Source organism: Roseovarius faecimaris (genome assembly GCF_009762325.1).
In the GTDB taxonomy this organism is placed as follows: domain Bacteria; phylum Pseudomonadota; class Alphaproteobacteria; order Rhodobacterales; family Rhodobacteraceae; genus Roseovarius; species Roseovarius faecimaris.
In genome coordinates, this window is the sequence record NZ_CP034348.1 from 212,455 (window position 1) to 227,281 (window position 14,827).

Annotated in this window: 14 protein-coding genes; 7 read left to right on the plus strand and 7 right to left on the minus strand. The window is 62.3% G+C overall.

Annotated elements, in window-relative coordinates:
• Positions 1–18 precede the first annotated feature (18 nt).
• From napA to EI983_RS01380, 6 genes are all read right to left on the minus strand, one after another.
• Positions 19–2,520, minus strand: coding sequence for a nitrate reductase catalytic subunit NapA (gene napA / locus EI983_RS01355; RefSeq protein WP_157705493.1), 2,502 nt, complete (start codon positions 2,518–2,520; stop codon positions 19–21).
• Complete coding sequence (locus EI983_RS01360; RefSeq protein ID WP_157705494.1) at positions 2,507–2,809, minus strand: chaperone NapD; 303 nt, start codon at positions 2,807–2,809, stop codon at positions 2,507–2,509. The genes napA and EI983_RS01360 overlap by 14 nt, the downstream gene beginning before the upstream one ends.
• On the minus strand, positions 2,806–3,255 hold the full coding sequence (napF, locus tag EI983_RS01365) for a ferredoxin-type protein NapF (protein ID WP_157705495.1): 450 nt from the start codon (positions 3,253–3,255) through the stop codon (positions 2,806–2,808). The genes EI983_RS01360 and napF overlap by 4 nt, the downstream gene beginning before the upstream one ends.
• 332 nt (positions 3,256–3,587) lie before the next feature.
• Positions 3,588–4,514: an ornithine carbamoyltransferase gene (argF, locus tag EI983_RS01370; RefSeq protein ID WP_157705496.1), complete on the minus strand. Its 927-nt coding sequence runs from the start codon at positions 4,512–4,514 to the stop codon at positions 3,588–3,590.
• A 55-nt stretch (positions 4,515–4,569) separates the two neighbouring features.
• Complete coding sequence (locus EI983_RS01375; protein WP_157705497.1) at positions 4,570–5,745, minus strand: aspartate aminotransferase family protein; 1,176 nt, start codon at positions 5,743–5,745, stop codon at positions 4,570–4,572.
• A gap of 217 nt (positions 5,746–5,962) precedes the next feature.
• Positions 5,963–7,213, minus strand: coding sequence for an MFS transporter (locus EI983_RS01380; RefSeq protein ID WP_157705498.1), 1,251 nt, complete (start codon positions 7,211–7,213; stop codon positions 5,963–5,965).
• A gap of 173 nt (positions 7,214–7,386) precedes the next feature.
• On the opposite strand from EI983_RS01380, the gene EI983_RS01385 reads away from it, so the two are divergent.
• The 7 genes from EI983_RS01385 to EI983_RS01415 all read left to right on the plus strand — a co-directional run bounded on the left by EI983_RS01385 (position 7,387) and on the right by EI983_RS01415 (position 13,145).
• Positions 7,387–8,550, plus strand: a complete 1,164-nt coding sequence (locus tag EI983_RS01385; RefSeq protein ID WP_157705499.1) for a trans-sulfuration enzyme family protein — start codon at positions 7,387–7,389, stop codon at positions 8,548–8,550.
• Between the two features lie 240 nt (positions 8,551–8,790).
• Positions 8,791–9,186, plus strand: a complete 396-nt coding sequence (locus EI983_RS01390) for a DUF1348 family protein (protein ID WP_157705500.1) — start codon at positions 8,791–8,793, stop codon at positions 9,184–9,186.
• Positions 9,187–9,212: 26 nt separating this feature from the next.
• Positions 9,213–9,557: a hypothetical protein gene (locus tag EI983_RS01395; RefSeq protein WP_198389357.1), complete on the plus strand. Its 345-nt coding sequence runs from the start codon at positions 9,213–9,215 to the stop codon at positions 9,555–9,557.
• A 57-nt stretch (positions 9,558–9,614) separates the two neighbouring features.
• Positions 9,615–10,214 (plus strand): hypothetical protein, encoded by a 600-nt coding sequence (locus tag EI983_RS01400; RefSeq protein ID WP_157705502.1) that lies wholly within the window; start codon positions 9,615–9,617, stop codon positions 10,212–10,214.
• Positions 10,215–10,334: 120 nt separating this feature from the next.
• On the plus strand, positions 10,335–10,727 hold the full coding sequence (locus EI983_RS01405; RefSeq protein ID WP_157705503.1) for an MBL fold metallo-hydrolase: 393 nt from the start codon (positions 10,335–10,337) through the stop codon (positions 10,725–10,727).
• Positions 10,724–11,656, plus strand: coding sequence for a sterol desaturase family protein (locus EI983_RS01410; RefSeq protein ID WP_157705504.1), 933 nt, complete (start codon positions 10,724–10,726; stop codon positions 11,654–11,656). Before EI983_RS01405 ends, EI983_RS01410 begins: the two co-directional genes overlap by 4 nt.
• A 136-nt stretch (positions 11,657–11,792) precedes the next feature.
• Entirely contained in the window at positions 11,793–13,145 is a 1,353-nt protein-coding gene (locus tag EI983_RS01415) for an aminotransferase class III-fold pyridoxal phosphate-dependent enzyme (protein ID WP_157705505.1), read from the plus strand.
• A gap of 115 nt (positions 13,146–13,260) precedes the next feature.
• Here the strand turns inward: EI983_RS01415 and EI983_RS01420 are convergent, their stop codons facing one another.
• Positions 13,261–14,805, minus strand: coding sequence for an alanine/glycine:cation symporter family protein (locus EI983_RS01420; protein ID WP_157705506.1), 1,545 nt, complete (start codon positions 14,803–14,805; stop codon positions 13,261–13,263).
• Between the last annotated feature and the right edge of the window lie 22 nt (positions 14,806–14,827).

The following is a 14,827-nucleotide window of genomic DNA, read 5'->3' on the forward strand; positions in this document are numbered from 1 at the left end:
GCGGCCTCTTTGGTCCGATCAGGCGCGCGTCACCTTGCAGGCGCATTTCTTGAAGTCGGTCTCCTTCGAGATCGGGCAGGTGGCATCGAGCGTCAGCTTGTTGGTCAGCTGCCCCTCGTCGAACCACGGCATATAGACGAGGCCCTTCGGCACCTTGTTGCGTCCGCGCGTCTCGACCCGGGTAAAGATCTCGCCACGGCGCGTGGTCACGGCGATCTCCTGGCCCCGGCGCAACCCGCGCTCCTTCGCATCCTCGGGGTGCATGTAGAGTACGGCAGACGGATAGGCGCGGTGCAGTTCTGGCACACGGCGCGTCATCGAGCCCGAATGCCAATGCTCCAGCACACGCCCGGTGCAGAACCACAGGTCATATTCGTCATCCGGCACCTCGGCGGCAGGCTCGTAGGGGGCAAAGATGATATTCGCCTTGCCATCCTTCTTGCCATAGAACTTCACGCCCGCGCCTTCGGGCACATACGGGTCGTAGCCTTCGCGGAAGCGATAGAGCGTTTCCTTGCCGTCCACCACTGGCCAGCGCAGCCCGCGCGCGTTGTGATAAACGTCAAACTCCGCCAGGTCATGCGCATGGCCCCGGCCAAAGTCGGCATATTCCTCAAACAGGCCCTTCTGCACGTAATAGCCAAAATGCTCGGATTCGTCGTTGTCAAAGCCCTCGGCGGTGTCCGACAACGGGTACTTGTCCACCACGCCATTGGTAAAGAGCACCTCATAGAGCGTCTTGCCCGCAAGCTCCGGCTTCTTGGCGATCAACTCCTCGCCCCAGGCTTCTTCGACAGTGAAGCGCTTGGAGAACTCCATGACCTGCCACACGTCCGAGCGCGCTTCGCCCGGCGCTTTCACCTGCTGGCGCCAGAACTGTGTGCGCCGCTCGGCATTGCCATAGGCGCCTTCCTTCTCGACCCACATAGCGGTGGGCAGGATCAGGTCTGCCGAGATGGCGGTGACGGTCGGATAGGGGTCCGACACGGTGATGAAGTTGTCGGGGTTGCGATAGCCGGGCAGGCCCTCTTCGTTCATGTTGGGCGCGGCCTGCATGTTGTTGGTGCATTGCACCCAATAGGCATTCAGATCGCCATCTTTCAGCTTGCGGTGTTGCAGCACGGCGTGAAAGCCCGGCTTGCCTGGGATCGTGCCTTCGGGGATGTTCCAGGCGGTCTCGCAAATCTTGCGGTGCTCCTCGTTCATCACCACCATGTCGGCGGGCAGGCGGTGGGCGAAGGTGCCGACCTCGCGTGCGGTGCCACATGCCGAGGGCTGCCCGGTCAGCGAGAAGGGCGAGTTGCCCGGCTCGGCAATTTTGCCCGTCAGCAGGTGCACGTTGTACATCAGCGAGTTGACCCAAGAGCCGCGTGTGTGCTGGTTGAAGCCCATGGTCCAGAGGCTCATCACCTTGCGGTTCGGATCGGCATATTGCTTGGCCAGCCGCTCCAGCTGCTCGGCCGGGACGCCGGACAGCTCCGACACCTTCTCGAGCGTGTATTCGCTGACCGCTTCGGCATATTCCTCGAACGTGATCGGCGTCAGCTTGCCATGCTTGCCATCATGGGCCGGGTTGGCGGCTGCTTGCTCCAGCGGATTGTTGGGGCGCAGGCCATAGCCGATATCGGTGGCGGTTTTGGTGATGTTGACGTGGTTCTTGACGAACTCCTCGTTCACAGCACCGTTCTGGATGATGTAATTGGCAATGTAGTTGAGGATCGCGAGGTCGGTTTGCGGGGCAAAGATCATGCCGTTATCCGCCAGCTCAAACGACCGGTGCGTAAAGGTCGAGAGCACATGCACCTCGCAACCGGGTTTGGTCAGACGCGTGTCGGTCAGGCGCGACCACAGGATCGGGTGCATTTCGGCCATGTTGGAGCCCCAGAGCACGAAGGTGTCCGCGTGCTCAAGATCGTCATAGCAGCCCATCGGCTCATCGATGCCGAAGGTCCGGATAAAGGCGGCCACTGCGGAGGCCATGCAATGCCGGGCGTTGGGGTCGATATTGTTTGACCGCAGCCCCGCCTTCATGAACTTGGCGGCGGCATAGCCTTCCCACACGGTCCACTGGCCCGAGCCGAACATACCCACCGAAGTCGGTCCTTTCTTGGCCATGGCCTCTTTCCACTTGGCGGCCATCACGTCGAAGGCTTCGTCCCACGAGACTTCCTCGAACTCGCCGTTCTTGTCGTAGACGCCATTCGATTTGCGCAGGAGCGGCTTGGTCAGGCGGTCTTCGCCATACATGATCTTGGACAGGAAATAGCCCTTGATGCAGTTGAGCCCGCGGTTGACCGGCGCATCCGGGTCGCCCTGCGTGGCCACGACGCGGCCGTCCTTGGTGCCCACAAGAACCGAGCAGCCTGTTCCGCAGAAACGGCAGGCAGCCTTGTCCCAGCGGATGCCCTGAACCTGTGCCGTGGCGGCGGTGGGGGTGGCCATGGGGATGCCAGCAGCGGCGGCGGTGGTGGCGGCGGCGGTGGCCTTGAGGAAAGTGCGGCGCGATTCAGATACGGTCATGGGTCAGGCCTCTGGCTGTTTGCGGGTGTTGGGGGATGGGGCGCACCGGGTCATCGGCGCGCTCCTCGAAATGATGGAAGCTCAGCGTGATCGAGAGCATGCCCGGCAGCTTGTGCAGGGCGACAATGGTCTCGGAGGCAAATTTCTCCTCCGTGTCCTCGACGACGATGACAAACCGGCCATCTTCGCTCTCGGCGTGGATTTCAACGCCCGGCGTGGTCTCCATCGCCGCGCGGGCGACAGCCTCCTGTCCGGGGGCGATGTGGATCAGACATCCGCAGATGTTCATGCGACGGGCTCCTTTGCAGGTTGCTCTTCGGGGGAAACGGTGATGGTGCCGACAGGGCAGGCCGCGACGCAGGCGCCACAGCCGGTGCAGGCCGCGGCATCGACATTGATCGCGCCCACAGGCCCGGCGCGCAGATCGAAGCGGAGCGCTTCGGTCTCACAGAAATCGCTGCAAGCGCGGCAGGAAACCCCTTGGGTCAAAAGGCACGCGCTGCCGATTTCAGCGGTCAGCGTCCAGGGCATCTCGGTGATGTCAAAGAAGACGTCTTCGCCACAGGCGTTGGCGCAATCGGCGCAGAACGTGCATTCACCGCGGGTGAAATCCAGGCCGGGCGTGCCTGCGGGACCGGGAATGAGGATGGCTTCGGGGCAGGCGCGGATGCAATCGCCGCAGGAGGTGCAGCTTTCGCGCACACGGGCTTCGGTTGTCCAAGGCGGGCGCTGCACATGCCTCTTGCGGGAAAGAAAACCGCGGCGCCCGAGGGAAGCTGAGAGAAGCGGCGCCTGGGTCATGACCGCGCCTTTCGCACACAGAACGATCGCGCGCGCATAATGGGATCATGAGTTGCGCCTTCAGAGATGATTGAGCGAATCATCTTTGCTGGGTCCTCCTACCTCGCTGTTCCGAGGCTAGGACTCTGATCCGTTAGAAACCTTGACCTAAGTCAACAAAACGCGATTCCACCGCCAAAGCTTCGCGGTGGGGTGGAATCGTTTTTGTTTACAGAGGGTTGCGCGCAGATTGGCAGGCGTGACGTTTGCGCGCAGGCCGTTCGGGATCAGACGCCGAGGCACCAGCGCATGATCGCCTTTTGCGCATGCAGGCGGTTCTCGGCCTCGTCGAAGATCACCGAATGCGGCCCGTCCATCACCGCACTTGTGGCCTCATCCTCGCGATGCGCGGGCAGGCAATGCATGAACAGCGCGTCCGGCTTGGCATGCGACATCAGCTCTTCGTTCACCTGATAGGGGCGCAGCATGTTGTGACGCCGTTCCTTGGTGGACTGGCTGTCATGCATGGAAACCCAGGTGTCGGTGACGACAAGGTCAGCTCCTTCCACCGCCTTGACCGGATCACGCTCGATGGTCACGCGGCTTCCGGCCTTGCGCGCCAGCCCCATGAACTCATCCTCGGGATCAAGCTGCGTTGGGCCGGTAAAGGTGAAATCGAAGCCGAACTGCCCTGCGGCGTGCAGGAAAGAGGCGCACACATTGTTGCCGTCCCCCGACCAGACAACCTTCTTGCCCTTGATCGGTCCGCGATGCTCCTCATAAGTCATCACATCGGCCATGATCTGACAGGGGTGGGTGCGGTCAGTGAGGCCGTTGATCACCGGCACATCGGCATATTCGGCCATTTCCAGAAGCACGCTTTCGTCAAAGGTGCGGATCATGATCAGGTCGACATAGCGGCTCATCACGCGGGCGGTATCGGCGATCGTCTCACCATGGCCGAGCTGCATGTCCGCGCCCGAAAGCAGCATCGTCTCCCCGCCCATCTGGCGCACGCCCACGTCAAAGCTGACGCGCGTACGGGTCGACGGTTTCTCGAAGATCAGCGCAACCATGCGGCCTTTGAGCGGCTGCTCATCATCCGCTGCACCCCGGCTGCGCCCGTCGCGTGCGGATTTCATCGCGCGGGCCGTGTCGATGATGCTCCGCAGGTCGGCAGGGTCGGTTTTGTGTATGTCGAGGAAATGCGTCATGGTGTTTGCTTTCTGGCGGGCGTCGGGTTGTGAGTATTTGGGGAACAATGAAAGATCATGCGGCGCTGACCTGTCGGGCGGCGGTATCGAGGCGTTTGAGCGCCTCGGCCACCTCTTCCTCGCTGATCGTGAGCGGCGGCAGCAGACGCAGCACGTTGTCGGCCGCAGGCACGGTGATAAGCAGGGCGTCATAGGCCGCGGTCAGCACGTCGGTATTCGGAGCCTTGCATTTCAAGCCCAGCATCAGTCCGGTGCCGCGCACGCTGTCGAAGACCTCGGGGTGACTGGCAACAAGTCCTTCCAACCCTTGCCGCAGAAGCCCGGCCGTGCGGTTCACCTGCGCAAGGAACGCAGGGTCGGCCACGTGATCCATCACAGCACAACCCACGGCACAGCCCAGAGGGTTGCCGCCATAGGTGGAGCCGTGGGTGCCGGCCGTCATGCCCGAGGCGGCGTGTTCGGTGGCCAGCACCGCGCCAAGCGGGAAGCCCCCGCCGATGCCCTTGGCCACCATCATGATATCGGGCTCGATCCCGGCCCATTCATGCGCAAAGAGGCGGCCGGTGCGGCCCATGCCGCATTGCACCTCGTCGAGGATCAGCAACAGGCCATGTTCGTCACACAGATCGCGCAGGCCTTTCAGGCACTGGTCGGGCAGGGGGCGGATGCCGCCTTCGCCCTGCACCGGTTCGATCAGGATCGCGGCGGTTTTGTCGGTGATGGCGGCGGTGAGTGCGTCATGATCGTTCCACGGCAGATGCACGAAACCGGGCAGGAGCGGGCCAAAGCCCTTGGTCATCTTTTCCGATCCAGCCGCGGAAATCCCCGCCGAGGAGCGGCCATGGAAAGACCCCTCGAACGTGATGATCTCCACCCGCTCCGGCTGACCCGCCTCGAAAAAATGCTTGCGGGTCATCTTCACCGCCAGCTCACAGCTTTCGGTGCCGGAATTGGTGAAGAAGACCGTATCGGCAAATGTCGCCTCAACCAGTTTGTCCGCGAGCGCCTGCTGTTGCGGGATGTGATAGAGGTTTGACGTGTGCCACAGCGCCTGGGCCTGGTCGGTCAGCGCCTTCACCAGCGCCGGGTGCGCATGGCCGAGCGCGTTCACCGCGATACCGGCGCCAAGGTCGAGGAAACGTCGCCCATCGGCCTCGATCAGCCAGGAGCCTTCGCCCTTGACAAATGTCAGGGGCGCGCGCGCATAGGTGGGCAAGACAGACGGGATCATGTCGCTCTTCCTTCTGGTCAGAAGCCTTGTGAGTGCCGCAAGGGCAGGCAGGTGTCAATGAGAGAGGGGGCGGTGCCGTGGCACCAGGGATCAAAAGCGGGACGTCAGGCGCTGAGGCGTCGGCGTCGGGGGCAGGGATATGCGTGCGTTTTGATCATGAGTGACCTGTTAACGGGGATTTCCCTGAAACGAAAGAGGTAATCTCGCGGCGATACGCCTACTCCGCGGGTTCAGGCTCGGGTGTCCTTGCGACCGTCGCAGGGCCGACCTTCAGCCGGGCCTGACCCAGACGGGGATGCAGGCGCGTCGCCAGCCAGCCGGTAAGCAGCAAGGCTACCCCGCCCGCAGCAAAGATCGCGCTCAGGGGCGCGACCAGCAGCACCAGCCAGGCAAGACCCGGCGTGGCGATGCCCGACACGTCGCGAAAGCTGGAATAGATTGCGGACATTTCGGTGCGTTCGGACGGCTTGACCGCCAGCAGGAACGGCAGGCCCGCCGAGATGTCGAGAAGGATCAGGTAGAACGACCCGACAAAAAGCAGCAAAACCGCCACCCACGGGGTGCCCGCAAACACCGTGGCGGCACAAAATGACAGCCCGCCCAGCACAAAACCCAGCCTGACCGCGTAGCGTACCGATCGCCGCTGCATCCAGCGCAGCATCAGCGGCGTGACCAGCAGCATCCCGTTGGAGACGGACAGGGCGATCCCGCCAAGGGTCTCTCCCAGGCCGCTTTTGACCGCGAAGATCGGCAGATAGACAACATAGACCCACCACCCGCAACTGCGGATGACCGCAAAGATCCAGCCGGCAACCAGACGCGGCTGGGCAAAGAACCGGGGAAGATAGGACAGCGGGTTGACCGGGGGGGTTCTGCTTCTGGTGATCAGCTTGCCGTTGCCCAGGCGCATCCACAGGAACACGCCCAGCATGGCCGTAGCCGCGGCTGCCGAGATCAGGAATGGCAGCGGCCGCCAGATGCCCAGCAGGAACACCCCCAGCACCGGGCCAACCGTCCAGCCAAGCGCCCCGTAGAACATGCGCGACGTTTCGCAGCGTCCTAGCTCGCTGCGCGCGATATAGTCCAGCACATAGGCGTTGAAACACACAAACAGCATTACCGTCGCCACGGTGATGGCGGTCAGCGCCGGGACGATCAGCGTGCTTTGCGTGGCGGCTGTAATCGCCCCGCCCGCGAAGAGCAGCGTACCGGTGATGTAGATGTGCCTGCGTGCGATGAAACGCGCCGCGAACGGCACCATCAGCCCGGCGGCGAGCGACAAAAGCCCGATCAGGAAATAGGTGCGGGAAACCGCCACAGCATCGCCAAGGGTGCGGTACATCTCGATCGGAAAGACCGAGACGAGGATGCCGCGGGCAATCGCCTCGGTTCCCGACAGGCTCGCGAAGCCCCGGACGCTCGGGGTCGGAGCGTGGCGCAGCCATTCTGGGATACGGCGTTCGTGCATGGGTCATCCGGAAACATCAGACCCCGAACGTACCCCGCCCGGATCACGCCGACTCTCCCGGAAACGACCCAAGGTCGCTTTTGACTCATGGAGCGGCATTTGGATGCGAACACGTCTTGTGTTTGCAGGCGGTGTCGCTAGGTTCGGCGGGCAATTCAGAGGATCAGACCCCCATGACACGCCCCACGAACCGCGCTCTGTCTCCAGCGACCAGACTGGCCCAGGCTCTGCGCTTTGTGGACGAGGCGAGCGGCGCGATCATCCCGGCCATTCATCCGTCGGCGACCTATGCGCGCGACGCGGATCACAACCTGCGCACAGGGCTGATCTATCGCCGCGACGGCAACCCGACGACCGAACTGGCCGAGCGTATCATCTGCGACATGGAAGGCGCGGCCGAGACGATGCTGTTTTCGACGGGTATGTCCGCCGCGCTAGCCGTGATCGAACATCTTCCGGCCGGGGCGCATGTCGTGGTGCCCGATGTCATGTATTATGGGGTACTTGGCCAGTTTCAGACCTATGAGGCCAAGGGCCGCCTGGACGTGAGCTATTACAGCGCTGGCGATCTGTCTGACATGCGCGCGCTTATGCGCCATGGCGAGACCGCGCTGGTCTGGGCCGAGACACCCAACAACCCGAATTGGGACGTGACAGACATTCCGGCCGCCGCCGAGATCGCCCATGCCGTAGGCGCCAGGCTGGTGACGGATTGCACCGCGACGCCACCCCCGTTCGTGCGGGCGCTCAATCTGGGCGCGGATATCTCCTTTCATTCGGCGACGAAATATCTCAACGGGCATTCGGATATCACCGGCGGCGTGCTTTCGGTCAGGGAAACAGGCGCGCATTGGGACGAGCTTCTCAAGGTGCGCAACAGTCAGGGCACCGTCCTCAATACCTGGGATGCGTATATGCTGATCCGGGGCATGCGCACGCTGATGCTGCGCTATGAACGCTGCACCGAGAACGCGCTTGCCGTGGCGCGGCATCTGGAGGGGCATCCGGGGGTTGAAAAGGTGATGTATCCCGGCCTGCCGTCGCATCCCGACCACGAGATCGCCAAACGTCAGACCGGCGGGGCCTATGGCGGGATGTTGTCGATCCTTGTGAAAGGCAACGAGCAAACGGCGATCGACGTGGTCCGCGCCTGCGAGGTGTTCTATCCGGCCACCTCCCTGGGTGGTGTGGAGAGCCTGATCGAGCATCGCAAGACCGTCTCGGGCGACGGCTTTCCGGTGCATCCCTGCCTCCTGCGGCTCAGCATCGGGATCGAGGATGCAGGCGATCTGATCGCCGATCTGGATCAGGCGCTGGAGCGTGCCGGGGCAGGGTGAACCGGCCCCTCTCCTGACCCGCGCGCGGCGGCCTGACTTGCCCAATCGGATTTGACCAGCGCTCGGATTCTGCGCAGGACCGGCCATCCCGACCGACGACGCGTATTTGGCGAGGATGGGGGCGTTGATCCGCAGTGGCCCGCCTGGACAAACCGCCAGTCTCAGTCCTCTCGCTTGATCGAGCCCACTTTGCTGTATTACGTTGGGTAAACCGTATCAGCCGCATTGTCCGGAGGCCCCATGACACCTGATCCGCAGACCAGCCGCCAGATTGCACAAGCGCATTGCGACGCCTGGAGCAGCCGCAACCCGCAAGCGGTTGCCGACCGGTACGCAAAGGATGCGACCATGAGCATGAACCATGGCGAACCGATGACCAGCCAGGCCGAAATCGCGGACATGGCCGCTGGCTTCATGGCCGACTTTCCCGATCTGGTCCTGACCCTCGATACCGTTTTGGTCGCAGATCGCCACATGGTCTATGCCTGGACCTTCGAAGGCCACCACACGGAGACGGGCAATCATGTGAAGTTCTCCGGGTGGGAAGAATGGGACCTGGACGAGAATCTCAAGGTCACCAAGTCACTGGGCTGGTATGACGGCGCCGATTACGAACGCCAAGTCACAGGCGAATGACACTTACCTCCAGAGGGCCGCGGCCCGTGCGCGCCATCGTTTACGGGGTCGGGGAGATGGGGTCGATCGTCACCCGTCTTCTTGTGGAGCGCGGTGTCGAGATCGCCGGCGCCATCGGACGCAGCACAACGAAGGTCGGTCGGGATCTGGGTGAGGTGGCGGGCCTTGGACGACGGCTTGGCATTCCGGTCGAAGCCGATGCCGCGGCGGTTCTTGGCCGTGGCGCGGATATCGCGATCGTCTGTGTCGGCAGCTATCTTGAGACGATGTTCCCGCATTTCGCAGCCTGCCTTGAGAACGGAATTAATGTTGTCACCATCGAGGAAGAAACAGTCTTCCCCTGGACAAGCGCGCCGGCGAGGGCACAGTAACTCGACGCGCTCGCCAGGGCCAATGGCGTCACGCTCGCCGCGTCTGGCGCGCAGGACGTGTTCTGGCTGAATCAGATCACCACCCTGCTGGGCGCAGCACATCGCATCGAACGTGTCGAGGGCCACAGCGTCTGGAATGTCGATGACTACGGTCCCGAGGTGGCACGGCATCTGTGCATCGGCATGCCACGCGCGGATTTCGAACGGCATGTAGCTGAAAACGGTTGGCCTGAATTCGTGGCGCGCCAGACACTTGAAGCGATGATTGCTCGTTTGGGCCTGTCTGTTGACCGGATCAGTTCGAGTGTGACGCCACTCGTCGCCGATGTTGCCGTCGATTGTCGGGCGCTCAAGACCCGGGTCGCCGTCGGCAGCCTGATCGGCACCGTCGATACAACGACAGTCACCACCAGCGAAGGCCCAAGTTTCGAGTTCAGGATGGAGGGCCGGATTCACCGGAACGGCGAAACGGACAGCAACACCTGGCGTATTGTTGGCGAGCCCGATCTGCACTTGCGTAATGACAATGTTCCGACGCGATTTATCACCTGTTCGACAATGGTGAACCGGATTGTCGATGTTATACAGGCGCCTCCTGGCTTGATCTCGCTGGACAAGCTGAACGCCCCGTCTTTCCGCCATACAATCGCAGTCTGACCTGGCCGCGCCGCCCGTTCCACAGGCCGTTTGTCCTTTACGGACCGGCCAGATGACGTAACGGCCCGCTTGCGCCCTGCTTCTCCAATTTGTCAAACTGCCGCGCATGAGGACGCCGCCATGCCCCTGAGTATCCTTTTGCCCATGGTGATCTTCGGCATTGCCGGGATCGCCCTTCTGTTGCATCTGCTGGGCCTGTCGCGCCCGGCCGTTCTGGGCAGTGTGGCAGAGGCCCGGGCCGCCTGGCTCCGGGAATTCCCTGAGGATTGGCCGACCCGCATTCTGCTCAGCCATGACAATCACGCCGCCCTGATCGACACCCCGCAGGGCCACGGTATTGTCTGGCCGATGGGCGCGGACACCACGGCGCGCTATCTGAAAGGGGCCGGGATCACCCGCACCGGGACCGGGCTGCGGATTGATCTGCCTGACTATACCGCGCCGCATATCCTGCTGCAGCTCGATGCTGAAGAACTGAACCAGTGGCCCGGCCTGATGGAGACCAGCGCATGACCGATATGCTGACTTATCCGGATGTCACGCAGCTTGCCGTGCCCTTCTTCATCGCGGCGATCCTGATCGAGCTGACCTGGATCATCATCAAGGGCAAAGGCGGGCGATACGAGACGCGCGATGCCGTGACCTCTCTCATCATGGGGGCGGGCAATGTGGCCTCCACGATCCTGCTTGGCTTCATTGCCTACGGCTTCTTCATGCTGCTGTGGCGAATCACGCCGCTTGATCTGGGCACGTCGGTTTGGGTGATCCTGCTCTGTTTCGTGCTCGATGACCTGCGGTATTACTGGGTGCATCGCTTCGGGCACCGCATCCGCTGGGTCTGGGCCTCTCATGTGAACCACCATTCCTCACAGCATTACAACCTGACCACGGCGCTTCGGCAGACCTGGACCGGTACGTTCACCTTCATGATGATCATCCGCGCGCCGCTGATCCTTCTGGGGTTTCACCCGGCCATGGTGCTGTTCTGCGGCGGGCTGAACCTGATCTATCAGTTCTGGATCCATACCGAAGCCATTGGCCGTATGCCGCGCTGGTTCGAGGCAGTGATGAACACGCCCTCGCACCACCGGGTGCATCACGGCCGCAATGCGCGCTACCTCGATGCCAATTACGCGGGCGTTTTCATCATCTGGGACAAGATGTTCGGCACCTTCGTGCCCGAGCTTGAGCGCGAGAAGGTGGAATATGGCCTTGTGCGCAATCTCGGCACGTTCAATCCCATCCGGGTGGCATTTCACGAATGGGTCGGGATCTGGCGCGATGTCACGCAGCCGGGGCTGAGCTGGCGCGACCGGCTGAATTATTGCATCCAGCCGCCGGGCTGGAGCCATGACGGCAGCCGCGACACCTCGGAGACGATCAAGCGCAAGCATCTTGCCGCCCACCCCGAAGAGGCCGGGACGCCGGGCTTCAAGGTCTGATAACGTATCGCTCCCTTCAGGGAGGTGCGTGAAATCACGCACCCTACGGCGGATCCTGCGTGTGTTTCCTCTGGACAGCCCGGGCGCTGAGTGGCATTGATTTGATCAAATTCCCGACATTCCGGAGACCTGTCCCATGAAAGACGACAATTTTCTGCGTGAAATGAATGCCCGCCACCTGTGGCACCCGATGGGGCACCCCGGTGAAGCCCAGGTAAACGCCCCCAAGATCATCAAAAGCGCCGAAGGCGTCGGCATCACAGATATCGACGGACATCGGGTGATCGACGCCGTGGGCGGGCTTTGGTGCGTGAACCTGGGCTATTCCAACGATGTGGTGAAACAGGCCATCTCGGATCAACTGTTTCAGCTGCCCTATTATTCCTCCTTCGCCGGAACGACGAACCCGCCCGCCATCGAGGCGTCTTATGCGGTGCAGGACTTCTTTGCCGAAGACGGGATGACCCGGGTCTTCTTTACTTCCGGCGGCTCGGACGCGGTCGATACCGCCCTGCGCATGGCCCGGCAATATCACCGCCTTCGCGGCGAGCCGACACGCACCAAGTTCATCAGCCTCAAGAAGGGCTATCACGGTACCCATTGGGGCGGTGCGTCGGTGAATGGCAACAACCGGTTCCGCATTACTTATGAGCCGCTGTTGCCCGGCTGCTACCACTTGCCCAGCCCCTACACCTATCGCAACCCGTTCCATGAGACGGACCCGGCCAAGCTGGCGCAGAATATCGCGGCAGCGTTCGAGGATGAGATCGCCTTCCAGGATCCGTCCACCATCGCCGCCTTTATCATGGAGCCGATCCAGGGCGCGGGCGGCGTGATCGTGCCTGATCCGAGCTTCATGAAACTGATGCGCGAGGTTTGCGACCGGCATGGTATCCTGATGATCTCGGACGAGGTGATCTGTGGCTTTGGCCGTACCGGCGACTGGACCGGCGCGCGGCATTGGGGGGTGAAGCCCGACATGATGACCATCGCCAAGGGCATCACTTCGGGGTATTTCCCGGTGGGCGGCGTGCTGGTGGGCGACAAGGTGGCCGATGTGTTCGAGAACGCCCCTGCCGCCGATGGCGCCATCTGGACCGGCTACACGTATTCTGCACATCCCGTGGGCGCGGCGGGTGTGGTGGCCTGCCTGAGCGAGACACTGCGCCTGGATACCAAGACCAACGCCGCGGCGCGTGGAACGCAGCTTTATGAGGGCGTGTGCAAACTGGCCGAGAAATACGACATCATCGGTGATGTGCGCGGCGGGCATGGGCTGATGACCGGGATCGAGCTGGTCTCGGACCGCGCCGCCAAGACGCCGATGGACAATGACACGATGAAGCGCATCCACCAGGCGACCTATGAGGCGGGTACGATGGTCCGGCTTGGCGCGCATAACATCCTGATGTCGCCGCCGCTGGTGATCTCCGAGGCTGAGGTGGATCAGATCATCGCCTCGCTGGACGCAGGTTTCGCCGCTGCGTGACGCTCTTCGGGCCCTGACGCGCCCGCTTCGCGAAGCCGCCTGTCAGGGCGGATGAGCGGCTGCAATGAAAAAAGGGCCGGTGAGACACCGGCCCTTTCGCGTTTTTACAAAGGCATCAGTGGAACTTCTTGATTTCCCCTGATTTCAGCCGCGAAAGATAGCTGTCCAGCTCGCGCTTGACGATCGGCATCAGGAAGTAGAGCCCGATGATGTTGACCACCGCCATCGCAAAGATCGCCGCATCCGAGAAGTCGATCACCGGGCCCAGGTTGGCCGCCGCGCCGATCACCACGAAGATGCAGAAGATCACCTTGAACACGAGCTCCTTGGTCTTGCCCTCGCCGAAAAGGTAGGTCCACGCCTTCAACCCGTAATAGGACCAGCTGATCATCGTGGAGAAGGCAAACAGGATCACCGCCAGAGCCAGCACATAGGGGAACCAGCTGATCGCGCTGCCAAAGGCCGCCGAGGTCAGGCTGACGCCCGAATTGCCATCCACCGTCGCAATCGCGCTCCCGGCTTCGTTGAGCATGTAGAGACCGGTTTGCTCGTCGATCAGAAGCTGCTGGGTAATGATGATCACCAGCGCGGTCATCGTACAGATCACCACCGTGTCGATGAACGGCTCCAGAAGCGACACAAAGCCTTCGGTGATCGGCTCTTTCGTGCGTACCGCCGAGTGGGCGATGGCGGCAGAACCCACGCCCGCCTCGTTCGAGAAGGCCGCCCGCTTGAAGCCCTGGATCAGCGCGCCGACCATGCCCCCGGCCACACCGAGACCGGTAAAGGCGCCCTCAAAGATCTGGCCGAAGGCCCAGCTGATCTTGTCGACATTCATCAGAATGATGATCAGGGCCGCGGCCACATACATGATGCCCATAAAGGGCACGACCTTCTCCGTCACCTTGGCGATGGACTTGAGCCCCCCCACGATCACGGCAAAAACGACAGCCGCAAAGATGATGCCGGTGATCCAGCCCGGATACTCGCCGACAATTCCCGAAATCTGCTGATGCGCCTGGTTGGCCTGGAACATGTTGCCCCCGCCCAACGCGCCGAGGATACAGAAGATCGAAAACAGGATCGCCAGGATCCGCCCGCCCGGCAGGCCGCGCTCGGCAAAGCCCTTGGTCAGGTAATACATCGGACCACCCGAAACCGTGCCGTCCTCGTATTCATTGCGATACTTCACGCCCAGCGTACATTCGGTGAACTTGGAGGCCATGCCCATCAGACCCGCCAGGATCATCCAGAAGGTCGCGCCCGGTCCGCCAATGCCAACGGCCACCGCCACACCGGCGATGTTGCCCAGGCCCACCGTTCCGGAAAGGGCCGTGGCCAGCGCCTGGAAGTGGCTGACTTCCCCGGCGTCATTGGGATCCGAATAATCGCCCTTGACCAGCGAGATCGAGTGCGGGAACGCCCGGAACTGGATGAAGGCGAAGTAGAGAGTGAAGACCGTCGCCGCGATCACCAGCCAGGCCACGATCCACGGGAAAGACGTCCCGGGAAAGGGGCTGAAGATGAAGCTGACGAACCAGCCTGTCGAACTGGCGAACAACTGGTTGACCTTCTCGTCGACCGATTGCGCCAGAGCGGGAGCTGCAAGCAGGCTCAGTACGCCTGCGGAGGCCGCCGCATGTGTGAGTTTGCGGAACATATGATGACTATCCCTGTTCTGT

Excerpts from the sequence above, each read along its gene's own strand:
- EI983_RS01415 (WP_157705505.1), top strand. The coding sequence starts at position 11,793 with ATGAAAGACGACAATTTTCTGCGTGAAATGAATGCCCGCCACCTGTGG.
- napA (WP_157705493.1), bottom strand. The coding sequence starts at position 2,520 with ATGACCGTATCTGAATCGCGCCGCACTTTCCTCAAGGCCACCGCCGCC.
- argF (WP_157705496.1), bottom strand. The coding sequence starts at position 4,514 with ATGACGCATTTCCTCGACATACACAAAACCGACCCTGCCGACCTGCGG.
- EI983_RS01360 (WP_157705494.1), bottom strand. The coding sequence starts at position 2,809 with ATGAACATCTGCGGATGTCTGATCCACATCGCCCCCGGACAGGAGGCT.
- EI983_RS01380 (WP_157705498.1), bottom strand. The coding sequence starts at position 7,213 with ATGCACGAACGCCGTATCCCAGAATGGCTGCGCCACGCTCCGACCCCG.
- EI983_RS01375 (WP_157705497.1), bottom strand. The coding sequence starts at position 5,745 with ATGATCCCGTCTGTCTTGCCCACCTATGCGCGCGCGCCCCTGACATTT.
- EI983_RS01420 (WP_157705506.1), bottom strand. The coding sequence starts at position 14,805 with ATGTTCCGCAAACTCACACATGCGGCGGCCTCCGCAGGCGTACTGAGC.
- EI983_RS01410 (WP_157705504.1), top strand. The coding sequence starts at position 10,724 with ATGACCGATATGCTGACTTATCCGGATGTCACGCAGCTTGCCGTGCCC.
- EI983_RS01385 (WP_157705499.1), top strand. The coding sequence starts at position 7,387 with ATGACACGCCCCACGAACCGCGCTCTGTCTCCAGCGACCAGACTGGCC.
- EI983_RS01390 (WP_157705500.1), top strand. The coding sequence starts at position 8,791 with ATGACACCTGATCCGCAGACCAGCCGCCAGATTGCACAAGCGCATTGC.
- EI983_RS01405 (WP_157705503.1), top strand. The coding sequence starts at position 10,335 with ATGCCCCTGAGTATCCTTTTGCCCATGGTGATCTTCGGCATTGCCGGG.